Source organism: Streptomyces sp. NBC_00239 (genome assembly GCF_036194065.1).
Classification (GTDB): Bacteria; Actinomycetota; Actinomycetes; order Streptomycetales; family Streptomycetaceae; genus Streptomyces.
Map to the genome: position 1 here is coordinate 1,609,072 of NZ_CP108095.1, position 20,203 is coordinate 1,629,274.

General features: G+C 71.6%; 16 protein-coding genes. 11 read left to right on the forward strand and 5 right to left on the reverse strand.

The features are described 5' to 3' along the window. Positions 1 to 24: 24 nt before the first annotated feature. From OG764_RS06975 to OG764_RS06985, 3 genes are all read right to left on the reverse strand, one after another. Entirely contained in the window at positions 25 to 915 is an 891-nt protein-coding gene (locus OG764_RS06975; RefSeq protein WP_328967517.1) for a glycosyltransferase family 2 protein, read from the reverse strand. Then, entirely contained in the window at positions 912 to 2,273 is a 1,362-nt protein-coding gene (locus OG764_RS06980) for a tetratricopeptide repeat protein (RefSeq protein WP_328967518.1), read from the reverse strand. The genes OG764_RS06975 and OG764_RS06980 overlap by 4 nt, the downstream gene beginning before the upstream one ends. A 262-nt stretch (positions 2,274 to 2,535) precedes the next feature. Continuing rightward, a complete protein-coding gene (locus tag OG764_RS06985; protein WP_328967519.1) occupies positions 2,536 to 3,915 on the reverse strand; it encodes a hypothetical protein in 1,380 nt (459 codons plus the stop codon). Positions 3,916 to 4,078: 163 nt separating this feature from the next. Between OG764_RS06985 and OG764_RS06990 the strand changes: the two genes are divergently transcribed. From OG764_RS06990 to OG764_RS07030, 9 genes are all read left to right on the forward strand, one after another. Beyond that, on the forward strand, positions 4,079 to 4,483 hold the full coding sequence (locus OG764_RS06990; protein WP_328967520.1) for a hypothetical protein: 405 nt from the start codon (positions 4,079 to 4,081) through the stop codon (positions 4,481 to 4,483). 126 nt (positions 4,484 to 4,609) lie between these two features. Further along, on the forward strand, positions 4,610 to 5,761 hold the full coding sequence (locus OG764_RS06995) for a phosphotransferase (RefSeq protein WP_328967521.1): 1,152 nt from the start codon (positions 4,610 to 4,612) through the stop codon (positions 5,759 to 5,761). Continuing rightward, the gene (locus OG764_RS07000) at positions 5,758 to 6,666 is read left to right on the forward strand and encodes a lactate/malate family dehydrogenase (RefSeq protein ID WP_328967522.1); all 909 of its coding nucleotides are present in this window, start codon (positions 5,758 to 5,760) and stop codon (positions 6,664 to 6,666) included. The genes OG764_RS06995 and OG764_RS07000 overlap by 4 nt, the downstream gene beginning before the upstream one ends. Continuing rightward, entirely contained in the window at positions 6,663 to 7,769 is a 1,107-nt protein-coding gene (locus tag OG764_RS07005; RefSeq protein ID WP_328967523.1) for a hypothetical protein, read from the forward strand. Before OG764_RS07000 ends, OG764_RS07005 begins: the two co-directional genes overlap by 4 nt. A 184-nt stretch (positions 7,770 to 7,953) precedes the next feature. Next, the gene (gene fxlM, locus OG764_RS07010; RefSeq protein ID WP_328967524.1) at positions 7,954 to 9,198 is read left to right on the forward strand and encodes a methyltransferase, FxLD system; all 1,245 of its coding nucleotides are present in this window, start codon (positions 7,954 to 7,956) and stop codon (positions 9,196 to 9,198) included. A 2-nt stretch (positions 9,199 to 9,200) separates the two neighbouring features. Then, entirely contained in the window at positions 9,201 to 9,380 is a 180-nt protein-coding gene (locus OG764_RS07015) for an FxLD family lanthipeptide (RefSeq protein ID WP_328967525.1), read from the forward strand. Positions 9,381 to 9,524: 144 nt separating this feature from the next. Beyond that, positions 9,525 to 12,494 carry a lantibiotic dehydratase gene (locus tag OG764_RS07020; RefSeq protein ID WP_328967526.1) on the forward strand — a complete coding sequence of 990 codons (2,970 nt, stop codon included), beginning with the start codon at positions 9,525 to 9,527 and terminating at the stop codon, positions 12,492 to 12,494. Beyond that, positions 12,491 to 13,687, forward strand: a complete 1,197-nt coding sequence (locus tag OG764_RS07025) for a lanthionine synthetase C family protein (protein ID WP_328967527.1) — start codon at positions 12,491 to 12,493, stop codon at positions 13,685 to 13,687. Before OG764_RS07020 ends, OG764_RS07025 begins: the two co-directional genes overlap by 4 nt. A gap of 72 nt (positions 13,688 to 13,759) precedes the next feature. Then, positions 13,760 to 14,746 carry a thiopeptide-type bacteriocin biosynthesis protein gene (locus OG764_RS07030; RefSeq protein ID WP_328967528.1) on the forward strand — a complete coding sequence of 329 codons (987 nt, stop codon included), beginning with the start codon at positions 13,760 to 13,762 and terminating at the stop codon, positions 14,744 to 14,746. A gap of 434 nt (positions 14,747 to 15,180) precedes the next feature. On the opposite strand, the gene OG764_RS07035 is transcribed toward OG764_RS07030, so the two are convergent. Together OG764_RS07035 and OG764_RS07040 are read right to left on the reverse strand one after the other, a co-directional pair. Further along, entirely contained in the window at positions 15,181 to 15,606 is a 426-nt protein-coding gene (locus OG764_RS07035; RefSeq protein ID WP_328967529.1) for an acyl-CoA thioesterase, read from the reverse strand. A 227-nt stretch (positions 15,607 to 15,833) separates the two neighbouring features. After that, positions 15,834 to 17,180 carry a helix-turn-helix transcriptional regulator gene (locus OG764_RS07040; protein WP_328967530.1) on the reverse strand — a complete coding sequence of 449 codons (1,347 nt, stop codon included), beginning with the start codon at positions 17,178 to 17,180 and terminating at the stop codon, positions 15,834 to 15,836. Between the two features lie 1,034 nt (positions 17,181 to 18,214). Here OG764_RS07040 and OG764_RS07045 point away from each other — a divergent pair. Further along, a complete protein-coding gene (locus OG764_RS07045; protein WP_328967531.1) occupies positions 18,215 to 19,354 on the forward strand; it encodes a hypothetical protein in 1,140 nt (379 codons plus the stop codon). Beyond that, positions 19,351 to 20,106, forward strand: a complete 756-nt coding sequence (locus tag OG764_RS07050) for an ATP-binding protein (RefSeq protein ID WP_328967532.1) — start codon at positions 19,351 to 19,353, stop codon at positions 20,104 to 20,106. Before OG764_RS07045 ends, OG764_RS07050 begins: the two co-directional genes overlap by 4 nt. Positions 20,107 to 20,203 lie beyond the last annotated feature (97 nt).

The window sequence follows — 20,203 nt, forward strand, 5'->3', positions numbered from 1 at the left end:
TCACAGACCAGAAACCGGGGAAGGTCAGATCACCGGGGGTCGGCCGAGTCGGGTCATGCGCCACACCGTCCGCCACCGCATCGGACGCCGGGGTGGGCACGGCACCCGCACTCCCTCGAAGAATCCAGCCCACCACGACTTCAACCCGGCCAGCGGCGGCCGCTGGGCCAGCGTGTACGCGGCCCAGGTGGCGAGGTAGACCGGGACGAGGACGGCGGGCAAGTGCCGCTTTGCGAGCCAGACCCGGTTGCGGCCGGTGTTGCGGTAGTAGACCGCGTGCCGGGAGGCCGGGGTACGGGGGTGGGCCAGGACCAGGTCGGCCCGGTAGTCGATCTCCCACCCGGCATCCAGGGCCCGCCAGGCGAAGTCGGTCTCCTCATGGGCGTAGAAGAACTTGTCGGGGAAGTCACCGACCTGGTCGATGACGTCCATGCGGATGGCGTGGGCGCCGCCCAGGAACGTCGTGACCGGCCCAGAGATGAGCGGGTCGGCGCCCCCGAGGCGGGGGACGTGCCTGCGCTGGGAGACGCCGTTCTCGTCGGCGATGCGGAACCCCACGATCCCCAGCTTCGGATTCGCCGTGAACGCTTCCCGGACCAGGTGGAGGGTGTCGGTTCGAGGGAGGAGGCCGTCGTCGTCGAGGACGAGGACGATGTCAGCGCCGCCGTGTTCGCGCAGCCACCGCACCCCGGCGTTCCGGCCGCCGGGGATTCCCAGGTTCTCCGGCAGTTCGACGGCCGCCACCGGGTCCGGCAGCGCGGGGAGCTTCGCTCCCTGCCCGAGCACGACGACCGTGGCGGGCTCGCCTTCCTGGGCTGCCACCGACTCGAGGAGAGCACGGAGTTCAGCCTCCCGATCTCCCATGGTGATGATCACGACGCCGACCGTCGGCGGACCGGTCCGGACGCGGTTCATGCCTGGGCTCGCAGCAGGTCGACGGCGCGTTCGTGCAAGGCCCCGGCTCCGGGAATACGGCGCGTGCGGTAGCTGGCAGCCGTGGACTGGATCGCCCTGATTTCCTTCACGGTCCGGTCCGAGACCAGGCCATCCATGAAGTCCAGCGACCGACCCCACACGGCCACGGCCTCCTCGTGCCGCTGCTGTGCGGCGACCGACCGCCCGATGTTGACCATGGTCAGGCCGTGAACCCGCTGATAGGTCCCCGGCGTCCGTCCCTTGAGCGCCGCCCGGTAGTGCTTCTCGGCAGCCCGGTGGTCGCGCATTTCGGTCAGGGTCTTGCCGGTGTGGGAGGCGACGGTGGCCGCGACCGGACCCGACGCAGCGGCGTAGCCAGGCACCGGGTCGCCTGCGGTGAGCATCGCGTCTTCGGCCGACAGCAGGGCCGCCGCCGCCTTCCCGCTCTGTCCACCGGCCCCGTACGCCCTGGCGCAGGTGACCAGCAGCAGGGCCTCGGTCTGCCGGTCGACCTTGCCCGTCGCGCGCTGCAGCGCCTCCTCCGCCAGGCCGATGCACGCCTGCGGGTGACCGAGGTCGAGTGCCTGGTGGGTCAGAGCCCGCATCATCCACGCGGCGTGCCCGTACGGGTCTGACTCGCAGGCCAGCTGGAAGCCGAGGAGGTAGTAGCGCTGGGCAGCGCCCTCGCGGCCCAAGTCGTGGTGCTTCCAGCCCACCAAGCACGCCAGAGTCGCCGCCGCCCCGAACGCGCTGCGCCGTACCGGCTCCGAGGGGAAGCGGCCCTCCAGCATGGGGACCACGGTGTCGGTGAGGTAGGCGGTCACCATCGTCAGGCCGTGGCCGCCGCCCAAGCGTTCATCCATGCTCCGGAACGTCTCGGTGAGCTCCCGCACGGTGGCGACTTCCTCGGTGCCGACGGCGCCGCCGCGTTCGGCTGCCCGCAGGGTCGCGGCAACTGCCTGGTGGTCGTAGCCGAGCGGCAGGGCGACGGCGGCTGTGGCGAACGCGGCGTTGAGGAAGTTCCTGCGACGGAGCATCACAAATCTCCCGAGGTCGGTGGCGTTGGCCAGTGGATCGGACCCCAGGGCCTCGCCGATGCCTGCGCAGCCTAGACCGATCTCTGCGTGCGTGACCTTCCGCTTCATCCTTCTGGTGAGGGCTTCGGCGATGTACGAGCGGGTCTGACCGCTTGGTGTACCGCCCATGACCCAGGAGTGAACGGCCGAGCGGGAGGTATGCAGCGTCACCCCGGACTCAGCGGCCACCGTACGGACGTCCCTGGCCAGGACCTCGTAGGTGCATCCGGCCTCGGCGATGACGTCCGCCAGCGCGGTGTTCGGACTACGGCGCTCCGTCAACTCGAACTCCCCGCAGCGATCTTGAACAGATTGAACAACGTGCCCCGCCGCCCACGGTACCCCCGCCCGATCACCGTGAGTTCAATAGCCGTAACGCCAAACGCGATCGGCCCGGAACCTGTCCGGAAACCCGGCCCCACGCCGACGCTTCGCCCTGCACGGACCACCGCGAACAGGAGCCAGGGAGATGTCTCGTACGACAGCACCGCTCCACCCCAGGACCGGCGTCACCTCCGCCGGCACTCGTGCTCCCGGTCACCTCCTACGCGGTGGCGAGGAACGACACGGCCCGCTCGTCCAGCTCGGCCGCACAGCGAAGCCCCCGGGCCCGGAAGGGTGCGAGGTCGGCCCGCATGGTCTTGACGGCCTTGCGGGTCCGCACGGAGCGGACGCCTTCCATGTGGTCCATGGCCTGCCCGAACGTGGCGCACGCCTGCTCGATCCGGCCACGCTTGAGGTGGAGCTCCGCTCCCGCGACCAGGTCGAGGGCCACGATCCGGGCGTAGGTTCCGGCGGGCCTTGTGGCGGCGGCGTGCAGGTACTCGGCGGCGGCGGCCCGGTGGTCCCCGAGGGTTTCGAATACCTTCGCCGTCCGGGAGAACACCGACGGCGCCACAGGCCCCCACGCCAGGCCCCAGAACGGCACCTCGTCGCCCCGCTGGCTGCCCTGTTCCAGCAGGGCGCGGGCCCGGCCGACTTCGGCGAGGGCAGCGGCCGACAGTCCCGTCTTGGCCAGGGTGTGGGCGTGGACGACTCGGAAAAGGGCTTCGGTCTGGGAGTCCACGCGGCCCTTGGCCCGGGTGAGGCCGGTCTCGGCGAGGCCCTGGCAGTGCTCGGGACGGTGCAGCTTGAGCCCCTGCATGGCCATGGTCCGCATCACGAACCCGTCATGGCCGGGCAGCCCGGACTCTACGGCGAGCCCGTAGGACTGGAGGTAGTAGCGCTGGGCGAGGCCCTGCTGTCCGGCGTCGTAGGACTTCCAGCCCAGCAAATGGACGCCCCGGCTCGCGGCGGACAGCATCTGGGCGCGGATCTCGTCCGTGCGGAACCGGCCCCGGCACAGCGGCGCGACGTCGTCGCGGAGGTAGGTCACCAAGGCGGAGCGGCCGTGCTGGCCGCCATGGCGTTCGTCCATGTCGGAGAACATGCCGATCATGTCGCGCACGGCGTTGACCTCGGCCATCCCGATGACCTGACCGGTGCGGGCGGCTGCGGCCCTCTCCGCGATGTCGCGTACGTACGCCAGGGGCAGGGCTGCGGCGGCCACCGAGTAGGCGGAGGCCGACAGGAAGCGTCTGCGGTCCAACTCGGCCCTCCACATCGGGATCAGGGAGTCGATCGGGTCGCCCCCCAGCGTGAGACCGATGCTGTCATGGCCGTCCGGGTCGCCGTCGGCGAGGCCCAACTCCACGGGAGTCAGGAGGCGACCCAGGCGGCGGGAGAGCGCGACGGCCAGATAGCGGGCCGTGTCGGGCTGCGGTCGGGCGCCCTGCACCCAGTGGTCCACGGCCGACTTGTTTGTCCGCAAGGCCGTCCCGCACTCGGCCGCGACGGACCGAACCGCTTTCGCGACGGCCTCGTACGTTAAGCCGGACTCCGCGATCACATCGCGGAGACGGTCGTTCGGTGTGCGTGTGGCCATGAAGCACCTGCCCGTATACCCGATATACCGCTTGCCCTCGCCGACACGGTACCCCGCCCCGATCACCGTGAGTTGAATAGTCGTCATGCCCGAGGGACCGGCCGCCCGGCGGCCTTCTCGGTGCTGCTCTCATCCGGATCAGCCGTGAACAGGAGCTATGGAGATGTCACGCACGAGCGCACCGATCCTCCCCGCCCGCCCCAGGACCGGCATCACACCGCCGGCGCAGGTGCTGCCGGCCACCTCTTCCGTGGACGTCGCCTGCGACATCGACACCGCCCTCGCTCTCGCCGACCACGCCCCTCACGGCACGGCCGCCGCCCAGCTTCGGGAGCGGCTGCGGCAGCACATCACCAACCTCGCCGTGCCCGCCCAGGAGTTCGCCGACTGGATGCCGGACGGCAGGGGCCGCGACATAGCTCTCGCCACGGTCCACCACGCCCGCAACATGGCCGCCACGCAGGGCGGGGACCCGGTCGCCTCGCTGCGGCTGCTGGCCAAGCTGGCCCAGCACCTGGCCCGGTACGCCGCCGACAACCACTCGCCCGCCAGACGGCGGGCCGCCTGACCGGCCCCGGCCGTGGCCTGACCTTGGCGGCCGCGGCCGGGGCCCTCCACCCGCGGCAAGTACTCCACAGCACCTTCGCCGGCGCACTGCTCCGCACCACCTCCGACCGTCATCGAGGAGCCCACCGTGAACACCACCGTCAGCCCGGACAACGTCTTCGCCTATGCGGACGAGCAGATCGCCCAGGCCGCCGCCGCCCTGTGGCCGGACGGCCCGGTGGTGGTCGGCCCGCACATCCCGTCGGTGACCGGGTACGTCCGCCGGGTGGAGGCTGCCGGGCGGCCGCTGTTCGCGAAGGTGTCCCTGCTGGGGGTGTCGCTGGCGTCGGTGCTGCGCGGCACGCACGGGGACTGGGCGGAGGTGAGGGCCAAACAGGCCGCGTACTTATCGTCGCCCGGCGCGCTGCTGGAGCGGGAGGCCGCCCAGTACGGGGCACTGGCCGGAGCCGGACTCGGGACGGCGACGGTGGCCGGGCTGGTCAGCGGGGTGCTGTTCACCGAACCCGTGGACGGTGTGACGCTCGGCGAAATCCTGGCGAAGGACCCGCACCGCACGTTCGACGTTTTGGCGGGTGTGGCGGAGGAGCTGGGCGCACTCCAGAAGCCTGCGGTGGCCGCGCTGGTGGAGGGTGCTGCGATCCGGGAGCGGTCCGTCCAGGGCACGTTCGCCCGCAAGTTCAACGGGATCTCCGGGGACACGTACGTGTCACTGACCGGGCCGTCTGCGCCGGTACTGGGGGCCGTCGTGGCACGGCTGCGGAAGATGCGGCTGTCCGGCCCCTACGGCAGCGGGATCGTCTACGGCGACTTGAAGCCGGAGCACGTCGTCTTCCCGGACGGGCCGGAGCGGCGGCCGACGTTCATCGACCCGGGCCTGGCCTTGGGCCACCCGGCATCCGACGTCGCCAAGCTCGTTTCCCGCATGGTCCTCGGGCTCATCGTCCAGCCGCCGGCCGGGCCCGGCGCCACCGCAGTCCTCCAGGGCATCGGCCAGTTCACCGACCTGGCCACCTACCGGCTGACCCCGGCGGAGCGGGCGGCGTGGCTGAGGCAGCTGGTCGTCCTGTGGCTGATGGACACCGTCAACATCTTCACCACCTACCTGACCGCCCCCACCGGCCTGCCCCTGCCGGAGTCGGCCCGCACGCTGATCGCCCAGGCCCCCGCCGTGTGCACGTTCCTCGACCGGGTCTCCGCGCTCCTGGCGGCCGTGTCGATGGACGGCCGCACCGTGTGGCGCCTGGCCCTGGACCACGCGGCAACGGCGGCCGGACGATGAGCACGCAAACGGGCCCGGTCGGGGTCATCGGGGCCGGGGCCGTCGGCCAGACCGTCGCCGCCCTCCTGGTGGCCGCCGGATGGTGCGAGGGAGTCCTGATCGCCTCCGGCAGCGACCGCTCGGCCGCCGCTCTGGTCACCGACCTCCAGGACATGGCCCAGATCGTCGGCTCGCCCGTCCGGGCCCAGACCGCCCAGCCCGCCGACATGCGCGGCTGCGCGGCCGTGGTCGTCGCCCCCCGGGCGAAGTTCACCAACACCGCGACCGCCGACGTCCGGATGGCCGGTCTTGAGGCCAACGCCCCGCTGATCGCCGCCCTGGCCCGCTCCCTGACCGGGTACGAGGGGACGGCCGTGGTCGTCACCAACCCCGTCGACCCGCTGACGTGGCTGTTCGCCCGCGCCTCCGGCGCGGCCCGCGTGTACGGGGTCGGCTCCGCCACCGACACCGCCCGCTACCGCCTCGCGCTGGCCGCCGAACTTGCCGTCCCCGTCGGGAGCGTGAGCGGGCATGTGATCGGTGAGCACGGCGACGCCGCCGTTCTGTGCACCTCCACCACCCGCGTCGACGGCCACCACGTTCGTGTCCCTGTCCGGGCCGTACGGGCCGAGCTTGGCGCCCGCCCGCGCCGCATCAACGCCGGGATCGGTCGGGGCCGCTGCGGTCCGGCCGGCGCTGTGCTCCACGCCCTCACCCACGCCCTGGGCCTTAAGGACGGGCCGGTCGAGCTGTCCGTGGACCACGACGGCGCCCAGCTCGGCCTGCCCGTCCACTTCACCGCCGGACGCCCGGCCGTCCGCCTGCCCCGCCTGGACCCGGCCGAACGGCGTCTCCTCGCCGCCGCCGACCACAAGATCCACCTCGCGTGCAAGACGATCTCCCACCACTTCGAAGGAGCCCGATGACCCTCGCGACCCGCATCAGCGCCGCCCAAGCCCACGTCACCGTGATCAGCAGTACGGCGGTGATCACCGACTGGTCCATGCGCTACTTCGGCCCGTGGTGGAACGCCGTGGACGCCGGCGCCCCGCACACGGGTCCGGTCGTGGCCGCCGACGTCGAGGCGGTCGAGGTCGCCGCCCTCGCGCAGCAGATTGGCGAGGGCCCGCACCAGGAGTGCGTGTACGCCAACGAGTCCATGCTCTACGCCCGGGGCAAGGACGGTGTCGTGGCCGCCGTCCAGCCGGGCGAGCGCCTGGCCTACCGGTACGAGCCCGGCCTCCTGCGGATCGTCGGCTGCGACGAGGTGCCCGTCGCACTCGCCGCCGCCCGCCTGGCCCGCGAGGTCCTGCGCTCCAGGCTCCTCGCGGACGGCTGGCGCATCCTGCACGCCTCCGCCGCCGTCCGCGACGGGCGTACCGTGCTGGCCCTCGGCGAGAAGGGCGCCGGGAAGTCCACCGTCGGGTTCCTCCTGGCCCGCGCCGGATGGCAGCTGCTGGCCAACGACCGTGTGTTCGTCCGCCCCGACGAAGACGGCGGGGTCGCCGTGCTGCCGTGGCCGTCGGCCGCCGCGATCGGCCTCGGCTTCCTCGACGCCATCGGCCTCTACGACGACGTACGCGCCCGCGTCCTGTCCGGGGAACAGCTCCACCCCACCCAGCACGAGTCCGTCACCCGCGCCCTTCTGGACGGCCGCCGCCTGCCCATCCGCTCCTCCTCCGGCAAGGAGCTCAAGCCCCAGTTCTTCCCCGACCAGCTCGTGACCTGGCTCGGGCTGACCCTGGCCACCGAGGGCACCGCCGCCCAGATCGTCTTCCCGCGTATCGACCCCGACGCAGGCCCGGCCGTCCTCGGCGAGGGCCGGGCCTTGAGCGAGGGCGACTTCTTCACCGGGGCCACCGAGGACCGCTACCCCGACGTCTTCGGCCTCGCCCCCACCGGCGAAGCCAGCCGGGTCACCCGCGAACTCCTGGCCACCCGCCTCGCCGACCTGCCCCGCCACAACGTGGTCCTCGGCCACGACGTCAAGGCGAACGCCGAATTCCTCGCCGAACTCGCCACCACCTGAACCCGCGGCAGGTGCTCAACAGCACCTCGCCGCCGCGCGTGCTCCCGGTCACCTCCGCCGGGCGCGTCTCCACCAACACCACACCCAGGTACAGCCGGTGGTGTGAGCTGAACCCCCGCCACGGGCTCCCGGGGCGGGACGTGGCAAGACCCGCCACGGAGACCGACAAGAAGGAAGAGAGACGTTGACCGACACGACGGATGACAACGCGACCGCGCTGCGCCAGGCGATGGCCAGCAAGATGGTCAAGGCCGGAATGATCACGAGCGAGCGGGTCGAGGCCGCGTTCCTGACGGTCGCCCGTCACCGGTTCGCGCCCGAAGCGACGCCCGAGAAGGCATACGAGGTGGAGTCGGCGGTCCCCACCAAGAGGGACCAGCACGGCATCGCCGTCAGCTCGGTATCGGCGCCGCGCATTCAAGCCATGATGCTGGAGCAGGCCGAGCTGAAGCCCGGCCAGGACGTGGCCGAAGTCGGATCGGGCGGCTGCAACGCCGCGCTCATGGCCGAACTCGTCGGCGACGACGGGGTGGTCACCACCGTCGACATCGACGCCGACGTCACCGCGCGGGCCCGCAAGCTCCTGGACGAGAACGGCTACGCCCGGGTCAAGGTCCACACCGTCGATGCTGAGGGCGGCATCCCGGACACCGGAGCCCTCGACCGGCTGATCGTCACCGCCGGGGCCTGGGACATCCCGCCCGCCTGGACCGACCAGTTGAGCGACGGCGGGCGCCTCGTCGTCCCGCTGCGGATGCGGGGCCTGAGCCGGTCGGTGGCCTTCGACCGCGACGGCGACCGGCTCGTCTCCCGGTCCGCCCAGATGTGCGGCTTCGTCACGATGCAGGGCGCCGGAGAACACCAGGAACGCCTGCTCCTGCTGCGGGGCAAGGAGATCGCCCTGCGCTTCGACGAGGGCTGGCCCGAGGACCCGGATGCCCTGAACGGGGTGTTCGACACCGAGCGGACCGAAGTCTGGTCCGCGGTCACCGTGGCCATGAGCGAGCCGTTCACCGGCCTGCAAATGTGGCTGGCGACCGCCCTGGACGGCTTCTGCCTCATGTCCGTGGACGGGGACCTGGACACCGGTCTCGTCGCCCCGCAGAACAAGTCGGCCTGCCTGTCCCTCCTCGACGGGGCTTCCCTCGCCTACATGACCATCCGACGCAACGGCGACCGGGCCGAGTTCGGGGCGCACGGCTACGGCCCCGACGCCAAGGCCGTGGCCCAGGCCCTCGTGGAGGAGATCCGCGTCTGGGACCGCGACCACCGCCGCAGCGAGCCGGTGATCTACGCCTACCCCGCCACGACCCCCGAGACCGAGCTGCCCACCGGTCGGGTCATCACCAAGCGGCACCGCCGCATCGTCATCTCCTGGCCCCCCGAGGACCAGGCCAACCAGAGCACCACCGCGAAGAAGGAGAACTGATCATGACGAAGCAGATCGCCACGGCCATCACCGGCCTGAGCACCGAATTCAACCTGGACGTGCGCGTGGTCGAGGCCGGGGCGCCCGTCGCGAGCCTCCTGCGCAGCACCGACGACGGCTGCGGCTCGACCTGCTCCAACGGCTCCACCGCGTGCGCGTCCTCCGTCAACGACCCCTCCTGACCGGACCGCCGCGAAGGTGACGCGGAGCACGGCGGCCGGCCGCCGTGCTCCGCGTCACCTGCACCATCCCCGCCGCCGGGCACACACGCCTGTGCCCGGCGGCACCACGACCACACCACGACAGCTACCAGGGGGCGAAGAGATATGGCGCGCGGAGCACGGCTGTACCGGCACACGCAGGCCCTGATGGTGCGGGCCACCACGCACCCCGTCACGGGCGTTCCCGCGCCCGACGTGGACCTGTCCGGGCCCGGCGGGCCCGAACGCGGCCGGGCCTGGCTGGCGACCGTCTGGGAGCATCCCCAGGCCCGGCAGGCGCTGGAGGCCGCAAGCCCTGTCCTGGCCGCGCAGACCACGGCCCTGCTCACCGCTCCCGTGCCGTACGGGAAGGAGGTTCGGCGGCTGGTGCATTCCACCGCCGCCTACCTGCTGCGCTGGCAGGGACGGGCCACCCCGTTCGGGCACTTCGCCGGAGTCGCGCCCGCCCGCACCGGGCCCACCCCGCAGGCCCTGTGGGGTAGCGGGCACCGGGCCGTGCTGCGACCGGACGCCGCCTGGCTGGGCGCCGTGACCGACCAGCTCGCCGCACACGCCGGCATCCGCGAACGCCTGCTCGTCGTGGCGAACCCGGCCGCGTGTGTCCGGGGAGGCCGGATCGTGGGGCCCGGCCGTACGCCCGCCGACGGCCTCGCGCCGTTGGAGGTGTCCGTGGCGGCCAACGGGCCCGTCAGTACCGCCCTGGCCGCCGCCACCGCCCCCGCCTCGTTCCCGGACGTCGCCAAGGCCGTCGCCGCCGACTACCCGCACGCCGGCAACGAAAGCATCCACGGCCTCCTCGTCCAGCTCTTGGAGCATGGCGTGCTGCTGTCCGTCCTGGATGCCATGGCCACGGCCGCCGACCCGCTCGCCCAGCTCCGTACCCTCACCGACCCCACCGTCACGCCCGGTCCTCTCCTGGCCCCCACCGCGGAGGTGACGGGCAGCACCTCGCCGTCTTGGCCGGACACGGTCCTCGACGCCCAGGTCACCATTCCCGCCGGCGTGCTGTCCGAGGCCGAGTCGGCGGCGTCGGTGCTGGCCCGGCTCTCGCCGTACCCGTTCGGGAATCCGGCCTGGCGTGACTTCCACCAGCGATTCCGTCAGACGTACGGGGCCGGTGCTGCCGTGCCCGTCGTGGAGTTGGTGGGGGATGGGGGGCTCGGCTTCCCGCCCGGGTTCCTGGGGGCTGACCGCCCGGCACCGGCCCGGATGCTGTCCGCCCGTGACGAAGCGTTCCTCGCGCTCGCCCAGCAGGCCGTCCTCGACGGGGCCCGCGAGGTGGACCTCACCGAACCCCTGCTCGCCTCGCTGGCCGTGGTCGACGCCGACGAGCTGGTGCTGCCGCCCTCGGTGGAGCTTGCCTTCCAGCTCTACGCCGACGATGCGGACTCCGTGCGGCGGGGCCGGTTCGAGCTGTGGCTGACCTCAGCGGCCCGGCCCTCGTCGTCCATGGCCGGACGGTTCGCCGACCTCCTGCCCGAGCAGGATGCCGACGCACTCGCCGCCGCCCTGGCGGGCCCGGACGGGCCGCTGCCCGCCCAGCTTGTCTTCCCGGCCCGCAGACGGCGCAGCTCCAACGTCATCCGGACCCCGCGCCTGCTGGAGCACACAATCTCCCTCGGCTGGCCCGAACCCGGGCCCGGCAGCATCCCGCTCGATGATCTCGCCGTCACCTGCGACGCCCACCACCTGTACCTGATCCGCGCCACCACCGGACAAGTCCTGGAGCCCCGCGTGCTGCACGCGCTGGAGCCGCGCGTACAGACGTCGCCGCTGGCCCGGTTCCTCGCCGAAGTCGCAGGCGCCCGCCGTACCGTCTGGCGGCTGCCCGACTGGGGCGCCGCCTCCCGTCTCCCGTTCCTGCCGCGGCTCCGCCACGGCCGGACCGTCCTGGCCCCGGCCCGCTGGCTGCTGGCCGCAAGCGCCTTACCCGGCCCGGCCGCCGCGCGCTCCGAGTGGGAGGAGGCATTCGCCCGGTGGCGGAACCGGCAGCGCGTCCCGGCACAGGTGGTCCTGGCCGAGACCGAGATGCGACTGCCCCTCGATCTGGACGTGCCGCTACACCGCGAACTCCTCCGGGCCCGCCTGGATCGGGCCGGGGAGGTGGAAGTGCGTGAAGCACCTTCGCCGGCCGCAGGCTCCACGTCACCTTCCGCGGGCGGGTTCATGGGCCGCGCCCACGAGTTCCTGACCGTCCTGCACGCCACCACCCCCACCCCCACCCCCGTCGGGCCCGCCGTCCCAGCGGCCATACCGCAGATGCCGGGTGTCTCCCGCATGGTGTGCGCGCACCTGCACGGGCACCCCGCCCGGCAGGACGAGATCCTGACCGAGCACCTGCCCCGCCTGCTCGACGGATGGAGCCCGGCCCCGGGCTGGTGGTTCACCCGCCACCACGACGCCTCCCGCCCCGACCGCGACCGACCCCTGGTCCTCACCCTCCACCTGGACGGCGCCGCCGCTTATGGGCAGGCCGCCGAACGGCTCGGTACCTGGGCCGAAGAGCTGCGAAGCCTCCATCGCGCCTCCCGACTGGACCTGGTCTCCTACCGGCCGCAGGACGGCCGCTACGGGCACGGGGCGGCCCGCGAGGCCGCCGAGAGGGTGTTCGCCGCCGACAGCGCGGCCGCGCTCGCACAGATCGCGTACGCGGCCCGTACCGACCTTCCGGCCCAAGCGGTCACCGCCGCTTCGCTCCTCGACCTCGCAACCGCGTTCGCCCCCTGTCCGGCCGACGGCTGGGCGTGGCTCGCCGCAACCCTGCCGCGCGAGAGCGGACCCGTCGATGCCGCCCTGACCCGGCACACAAGCGCCCTCACCGCCCCCGGCGCCGTGTGGCGCGACGACCCGGACGCCTCCGCTGTGGCCGGGGCGTGGGCGGCCCGTGCCGACGCCCTCGCCGCCTACCGGGACACCCTTGCCGAGCAGCGGGACCCGATGACCGTGCTCCGCTCCCTCCTCCACCTCCACCACGTTCGCGCCCTGGGAGGCGGCCCGGACGCCGAGCGGGTCACCCATCGCCTCGCCCGCACCGCAGCCCTCCCGCACACCCACCGCCGCAAGGCCCGCCCGTGAACGCCGCCACCATCCTCGAGACCCGCTTCGGCCCGCGTCTGGCCGCTCCCGACCCGTCCGGGGACACCGCGCTCGGGCAGTCCCTCGTGACCGGCGCGACCGGGGTCGTTCTGTGGCACATCGAGCGCGCCCTGACCGGGTCCGGTACGTGGGAGCCGGTCAGAGCATGGCTGGCTGCCGCGACCCGCGCGGATGTGACCGCCGCCGACACCGCCTGCCTCAGCTACGGCGCCCCCGGCCTGGCGTTCGTCCTGCACGCGGCCGGAGCCGACGGCCACGACCGCTACCGCAACGCCCGGGACCGGCTCGATGCGGCCACCGCCGCCCTCACGCACCGCCGCGCCGAAGCCGCCCACGCCCGCATCCGGCGCGGCGAGCTGCCCGCGTTCGCCGAGTACGACCTGCTGCACGGCCTGACCGGCATCGGCGTGCACCTGCTGCACCACACCCCCGGCAGCGACGCCCTCGCCGCCGTCCTCACCTACCTCGTCGCCCTCACCCGGCCCCTGACCGTCCATGGGCAGACGCTGCCGGGCTGGTGGTGCGCCCACGACCCGCACCGCTTCTACACTCCGGGCGGGCACGGCAACTTCGGCATGGCCCACGGCATCACCGGCCCCTTCGCCCTCCTCGCCCAGGCCCAAAGGCGGGGCGTGGCCGTGGACGGGCAGAGCGAGGCCATCGCCACCGTCACCGCCTGGTTCGACCAGTGGCGCCAGGACGGCGAGAGCGGCCCGTGGTGGCCGGAGACGGTCACCCGCGAAGAGGCGACGGCCGGATGCCCCAACTCGACCGGGCCGGGGCGGCCGTCGTGGTGCTACGGCACCCCAGGCATCGCCCGCGCTCTCCAGCTCGCCGCCATCGCCACCGCCGACACCCACCGCCAGGATGCAGCCGAACACGCACTGCTCGCCTGCCTCGCCGACCCCCGCCAGCTCGCCAAGGTCACCGACCCGGGCCTGTGCCACGGCGCGGCCGGACTGTTCCAGACCGTGTGGCGGGCAGCCCGCGATGCCCGCACCCCGGGCCTTGGTTGCATCGCTCGCAGTCTCGCGGACACGTTCACCGGCCAGCACGCGCCTGAGGACACCGGGTTCCTCGAAGGCGCCGCCGGACAGGCACTCGCCCAGGCCACCGCCTTCTGCGACCGGCCGCCCGCCTCCGGCTGGGACGCCTGCCTCCTCATCACCTGACCCGCGCACCGGCACAGGTGCTCCAGCGCCCACGCGCTTCCCGTCACCTTCTGCGGAGAGGAACCACTCCTGATGAACGCCCCGCACGCCCCCCAGACGACTGAACACGCCGTCCTCGCCGTCCTGTCCGGGCAGTCGCTCGCCGCCACCGCCACCCGTGCGGGCATCGACACCGAGGAACTTGGCGACGCCGTCACGCTCTACCGGGCAGCCGGGCAAGCCGTGCTCGCCGAGCAGGCCGCCCGCCGCGACTGGCACCAGGTCCGCATCGAGTTCGCCGACTTCGACCGCGCCGAAGACGCCGCCGCAACCCACCTCGCCCCCCGCCTGCGAATGCTGGAGGACAGCGGACTCCTGGCCGCGTGGTGGCACATCCGCAAGGCGCCGTGCTGGCGGCTGCGGCTGTTGCCCGCGCCGGGCGCCGACCCCGCCCGCCTCCACCTCGCTACCTCCGAACTGCTCGGGGCACTCGTCCAATCCGCAGAGATCATCCGCTGGTGGCCGACCGTCTACGAGCCGGAAGTCCTCGCCTTCGGCGGCCTGGAGGGCATCGACACCGCCCACGGCCTCTTCCACGCCGACAGCCGCCACTTCCTCGCCCGCACCCACCAGCCCCCGGGGCTGGGGCGGCGCGAGATGTCGATGCTGCTGTGCACCGCCCTGTTCCGATCGGCCGGGCTGGACTGGTACGAACAGGGCGACGTGTGGGACCGGGTGGCCCGGATGCGGCCCCTGCCCGAGGACATCTCCCCCGACCACCTGAACGGCATGGGCGGCGGACTACGGAGGCTGCTGTCCCTCGACACCCGCACCCTGACCGGCCCCGGCGGCACGATGGAAGCCGCCGCCCCGTGGCTCGCCGCGTTCACGACTGCCGGGCAGGCCATCAGCAACGCCGCCCAGAGCGGCATCCTGCAACGCGGACCCCGCGACATCCTCGCCCACCACGTGATCTTCCACTGGAACCGTCACGGCCTCACCGCACGCGCGCAGGCCACCCTCGCGCACGCCACCCGAGCCGTCATCATGAACCCGGCTTCCGCCGGCCAGGAACAGTGACACGGGACGGGTTCCCGCCCGCCAGATCCGGGCGGCCTGCCATCGAGGACAGGTGCCGGGCAGCACCTCGCCGGCGGCGCCTCAGGACCGACTCTGGCGCCCCGGCGCCGAGCCGCTCACGAAGATCGCCGACCTCGGATCACCCGGTGCGCCACTCCAACACCGACCATCATCGAGCGCTCGGACAGGCATCGCGCCACCCACGGCGACCGCCAGCTCCTTACCGACATCGCCGGCGGCGCCTACAGCCCCGAGGGGTTCGTCGACATCTCCCTCGACGCGCCTACCCTGCTCGTGGACAAGTCCTACGTCTACATGCCTGGGACAGCCGAGATCAGAGCCTTCGTCCGAGCACGCTGACCTCCAAAGCGGTGAGCAACCACGCGGTGCCTCCATGCCTTTGAGCCCGCGCGCCCAGGCCGGCGCTTGCCGGTTCAGCTGTCCGCGGCCTGGGTGGTGTCGGCGTAGCTGTTGAACACCTCGAGTTCGTCCTGCTCGAAGCGGCGGATACCGCCCCGGATGGAGTCGTAGCCGGCCACGACGGAGGTCGCCGTGGCGTAGACATGCTCGTCGTCCTTGACCTCGAAGTGGAAGGTGAGGGAGACGCGCTTGACGTCGGTCACCCAGGCTTCGATGCGGACCGGCGTCTCCCAGGTCTCCAGTGGGTGCTGGTAGCGGATGGTCTGCTCGCGCAGCAGGAAGTTGCGGGCCAGGCGCTCGGCGGGGTCCTTGGGGACCAGCATGCTGAACATGCGCATGCGGGTCTCTTCCAGAAGGACGCCGTAACAAGAGCTGTTGAGGTGTCCGTTCGCGTCGAGGTCGGACCAGCGAACGGGGCAGTCGTAGATGTGTCGGGACACAGTGACTCCTGAGAATTGTGGGATCTGCCGTACCTTCGAGGCGCTCGGCCGATCCGAGGACGGACTGGCGCACCCTCCGTCGGCTATGGCCCAGAGGCTGCGGGGATCAGCCGTCCGGACGTTCTCTGTTGTCCGGACGGCCGCCCCCGACCTCAGGCCCCCAAACGGAGACAGCATCAGCCGTGACAGTAAGTGACTTTTCTTGGTCAGCGGGCTAACCACACCAGCTAGCGGGGCAGGCCCTCGCCCTCTTGGAGGTCGTTGAAGATCTCGCGAAGGAGGGCGGCCCGGAGGTCGACCTGGGGCAGTTGCCCGTGGAGCCGGCTGATGGCCGCCTGGTCGGAGTCCGGCAGCGAGGCGCGCAGGAGTAGCTTCAGCTCCGCTCTGGCCTGGGGTTCCACGATCGGCTGGTGGATGCGGTCGACGACGGCTCCAGCACCCAGCTGCGTGATGCCCCACTCCCCAGGAACTTCCTGGATGGCCCACACCACGGAGTGGTTCTCGGGCGACAGGGTGAGTCGGCACTCCGGCCCGGCCAGCGCGCTGAGTGCTGGGAGCGGAACCCCGTCGGGGCCGGCGAGCGCTGCGGCTTCGTCGGCGCTGTCGACGACGAGGCGGGCGGTGAGCGCGCGGGCCGCACGGCGGCGGGCGGCATCGGCTTCGGCCTGGGCAGGGGGCTGCGGAGTGGGCGTGCTGGGCTCAGCATGTGCCCAGGCATTGCGCTTGCCTCCCAGGGCGTCAGTATCGTCGTCGGAGGACTCGGCCTCGACCCAGGTGATCACTACGAACCGGCAGTGGGGCATCGACGCCGGGTACAGGACGTGGGAGACAACTTCGACGGTCTCCCAGCCCAGGGCAGGGATGATCATCCGGAAGACATGGCCATCCCTGTCGGCCTCCAGATCGGCCTCGGTGCGCCATATCCGCTCGACGTCCGGGTTCCGGCGAACCTCGGCGATCAGGTCGACAAGCTCGACGTTGTCCTTGTGGGTGGCCTGGGCGAACTTCAACAAACGGATGTAGGCCGCGGCGTGCATTTCCCAGCCGTGGTACTGAGTGCGAGCCTCGGGGTTCGTCAGGGCCCAGCGCATAAGGTTGCCGCCCGGCTCCATAACCCAGGGCCACCACTCGGCCATCGCCGCGTTGTACGCGAGGATGTTCCAGTTGCGGTCGGTCAGGTACGTAGGCGAGGGCATCTGCCTGTCGATCAGAAGGCGAAGCGCCCGGCGCAGCTCCGGACTGGCGTCGATCTGCGGGTCACCATCGAGCGTGGTGCCGATGTTGTAGAGCAGCAGGGCGTGGCGCTCGCTCTTGTCGAGCCCGAGCAGATCCGCGAGCGCCTCGCACTGGGACTTGGTGAACCGGGGCGGAACGGCCCCCTTCTCCACGTTGCGGTAGGTCCGTACCCCCATACCGAGGGCCTTGGCCACCGGGGCCTGGGTGATCCCCGCCGCCTGGCGCCATCTCTTCAGCCAGCCGCCGAACCCCATGAACTGACCGGCGATTTCTCCGCCGTGTGCGCCCTTGTTCTCGGCGTGGTCATCGCCGAAGGGGACTATCCCCTGAGCAACCATGAGGCTCTTCCTTGTCTCCGTGTTCTACACGGGAGGCACCTGCCTGAGGGCATGAAAAACGGGGGCCAGCATGAATGCTGGCCCCCCGGCCTGGTGTCTCCCACAAGGACGATACGCCCAATTAGTACCGACCAGTAATTTGTGGCCTCGACCACAGGACAGTTGGTTAAACACGCAACCACGCCCGTCGGCGCCCAGCCGCCTTCCATGACGAATCCGGGCATTCCCTCACCTGCAGCTTTCCATGATCGGGAAAGCGGCAAATCCTTGCCGGTTTTTCTTGCAAGGGACCGAATGATCATTCACGCCACCGACGATCACCCCAGGAAGTCGGCTCCAGCCATCCAACCCCCTTGCCAATGAAGGGTGTTACCCGAATCCCCACCCAGCCTCCACATATCCCACACATCCATCTACGCGCGTGGATTCGCTCTTGAGGGGCCGTTGACGAAGCCTTTGCCTGCGGGCTTAAATCCAGACCTGACCAGCCGGTACAGAGCGACAGCCTGCCGGTTCATGAACGTGGGGGCTCTTTTGAAGATCCTTTTTGGCGTGCTCGGAGTGCGCCTGGACAGCACTGCCGCGCAACGGCTCACATCTGCACGCTCCGACGCATCGAAGAAATGCTTGGCATATACAACTTTTCACGGCCTGTAGAGCCAGGTCTGGATCTTGCGCGGGCGTCTGCGTATGTTCGTCGTCCCCACCGGGAGGCAACCCGGTGACCGACGAAAGGAACGCATGCAGGACACACCAAGCGGCTAGTCCGTAAAAGCAGTCGGCGCCCGGGAGAAGGCAACTCCCGGGCGCCAGACGCGAAGAGTCTTATCTCCAGCCGAGGCAACGGCCGGAGAGACCCGTCATCACCGCGCCGGCCCTTCCTACGGGCACACCGGCTGCGGCATCACTCAGGGAGAGTTTTGCATGGGCACACCCCTGCGCGAAAGGCCGGACCCTCGGGCCGCCGCTGCGGACTGTGCAGCGGACACCGCTCATCCGCCCATTTCGGGCCTCTGGCGCGGGGGTGACGCCTGATGGCACGCATTCGCACCATCAAGCCCGAGGCGTTCGAATCCGAGGACCTTGCCGCCGTCGGTGTCACCGCGGTGCTCACGTTCTTCGGGCTGCTGACCCAGGCGGACGACTCCGGCCGGTTCCGCGACCACGCGGCCATCATCGCGGGACGGCTGTGGGCGCTGCGCCCGGAACACACCCCCGCCCACGTCGCCCGCGACCTGGAGCAGCTGGCCGAGGTCGGCCTGGTGTGCCGGTACACCGGCTGCGACGGCAAGTCCTGGCTGCACATCGTGACCTGGGACCGGCACCAGAAGATCAACCGCGCTTCGGACTCCCGACTGCCCCGCTGCCCGGCCCACGAGGCGGCGAAGGCGTGCGGCGAGTGCGACCGTCCCCAGTGCCACACCCAGACCCATGCGGCGGCCAGCCCCCGACAGGCGTCCTCCGAAGTCCACGGGGCGCCCGCCGGCACCGTCGGCGGAGGCGATTCCGCGAACGCTCACGGAGCACTCACGCGAACCGTTCCGTCCGATTCACCCGCTTTCACCCCCACCGTGACTCACGCCACTCCCACCCAGGGGGGTGAGACCGAGGCCACATCACCCCACTGCCCGCCTCCCGCAACCCCCGCGAGGGAATCTGCAGGTCAGGGCGGTGCAGCCCGAGCAGACGACGTGATGGGCGCCACATTCAGTGAGGACTCACGGTCTGGATCTAGGATCTTGGATCCTGGATCTCCCCGTAGGGGGCGCGAGGCGCCCGCACTCGGCTCCTCCCCGGAAACGGTGCTGGAAGCGGCCGACGCGACCGAGTGGTCGGCGAAGGCCTTGATGGCCGAGTACCTGCGCGGCTGCCCCGGAGGACGTCCGCCGAAGAAGGTGCTCGGGCACCTGGGCAAGGAAATCCGCACGCTGCTGGACGAGGGCTACGGCCCCGACGTGCTGAGGCCGGCGCTGGAGCGGCTGCGCGCCAAGGGGCTTAACCCCAGCGTCCTGCCGAGCCTGGTCAACGAGTTCCTCAACTCCGGGCCAGCGCCGTCGTCGAGCTCGAGCCCGCCCTCCGCCTCCGGCGCGGGGCCCTGGGCCAGCGCCTCCCCCGCCTACACGCCGTACCGCAACCCCACCGAGCCCGCCGGAATCTTCGGAGTCGCCCTGTGAACCGCACCAGCCTCGCCGACCCTCAGACCACCGCGGACAACGCTGCGATGGCCTGGATGCGGCGCAAGCTCGCCGAGCGCGGCATCGACCCCACCGCCCCCATCGCGGACACCCCGGAAGCGATCCCCGCGCTTGAGGCCGCTCAGCTGCGAATCCCGCGCGATTACCGCGAGGCTCGCGTCGAGCACCCGGCCGTAGCCGAGTGGGTCCGCACCATCGCCGGCAGCGCCGTCGGCTACGCGGCGAGCCCGCTGAACCCGCACTTCGGGGCTGCCGGGCAGCGAGAGATCACCCACGGCCGCAGCCTGCTGCTGTGGGGCTCCACCGGCGCCGGCAAGACGCACCAGGCGTACGCCGCGATCCGCGCCTTGACCGCCTCCGGGTGCGGGGTGCGCTGGCACGCCACGACCGCCGCCGACCTGTACGGCGAGATGCGGGCCCGGGGCGGTGGCGATCCGGAGTACCTGCTGCGGCGGATCGTGCGGATACCGCTGCTGCTCCTGGACGACCTCGGGGCTGCGAAGGCGTCCGAGTGGAACGAAGAGATCACCTTCCGGCTGCTGAACTGGCGTGCGCAGAACCAGCTGCCGACGATCGTCACCTCGAACCTGCCGCCGGTGCGTACCCCTGGGATGGCGACCGAGCAGCCGGTGCTTCGGGACAAGGTCGGCGACCGAGTGATCTCCCGCCTGTCCGGCATGTGTACCCCGGTCCACCTCGACGGCCCCGACCGCCGCTTCCGCGCCGCCTGACCACCTGCGCCCACCACCTTCCACCGCCCGGCCAGCGAGCCGGTCAGCCGGTACCACCGCTGCGTGCCGCACCCGCTCGCCGCTATCCGGCATGCCC

Excerpts from the sequence above, each read along its gene's own strand:
- OG764_RS06975 (WP_328967517.1), bottom strand. The coding sequence starts at position 915 with ATGAACCGCGTCCGGACCGGTCCGCCGACGGTCGGCGTCGTGATCATC.
- OG764_RS06985 (WP_328967519.1), bottom strand. The coding sequence starts at position 3,915 with ATGGCCACACGCACACCGAACGACCGTCTCCGCGATGTGATCGCGGAG.
- OG764_RS06990 (WP_328967520.1), top strand. The coding sequence starts at position 4,079 with ATGTCACGCACGAGCGCACCGATCCTCCCCGCCCGCCCCAGGACCGGC.
- OG764_RS07000 (WP_328967522.1), top strand. The coding sequence starts at position 5,758 with ATGAGCACGCAAACGGGCCCGGTCGGGGTCATCGGGGCCGGGGCCGTC.
- OG764_RS07005 (WP_328967523.1), top strand. The coding sequence starts at position 6,663 with ATGACCCTCGCGACCCGCATCAGCGCCGCCCAAGCCCACGTCACCGTG.
- OG764_RS07015 (WP_328967525.1), top strand. The coding sequence starts at position 9,201 with ATGACGAAGCAGATCGCCACGGCCATCACCGGCCTGAGCACCGAATTC.
- OG764_RS07020 (WP_328967526.1), top strand. The coding sequence starts at position 9,525 with ATGGCGCGCGGAGCACGGCTGTACCGGCACACGCAGGCCCTGATGGTG.
- OG764_RS07030 (WP_328967528.1), top strand. The coding sequence starts at position 13,760 with ATGAACGCCCCGCACGCCCCCCAGACGACTGAACACGCCGTCCTCGCC.
- OG764_RS07040 (WP_328967530.1), bottom strand. The coding sequence starts at position 17,180 with ATGGTTGCTCAGGGGATAGTCCCCTTCGGCGATGACCACGCCGAGAAC.
- OG764_RS07045 (WP_328967531.1), top strand. The coding sequence starts at position 18,215 with ATGGCACGCATTCGCACCATCAAGCCCGAGGCGTTCGAATCCGAGGAC.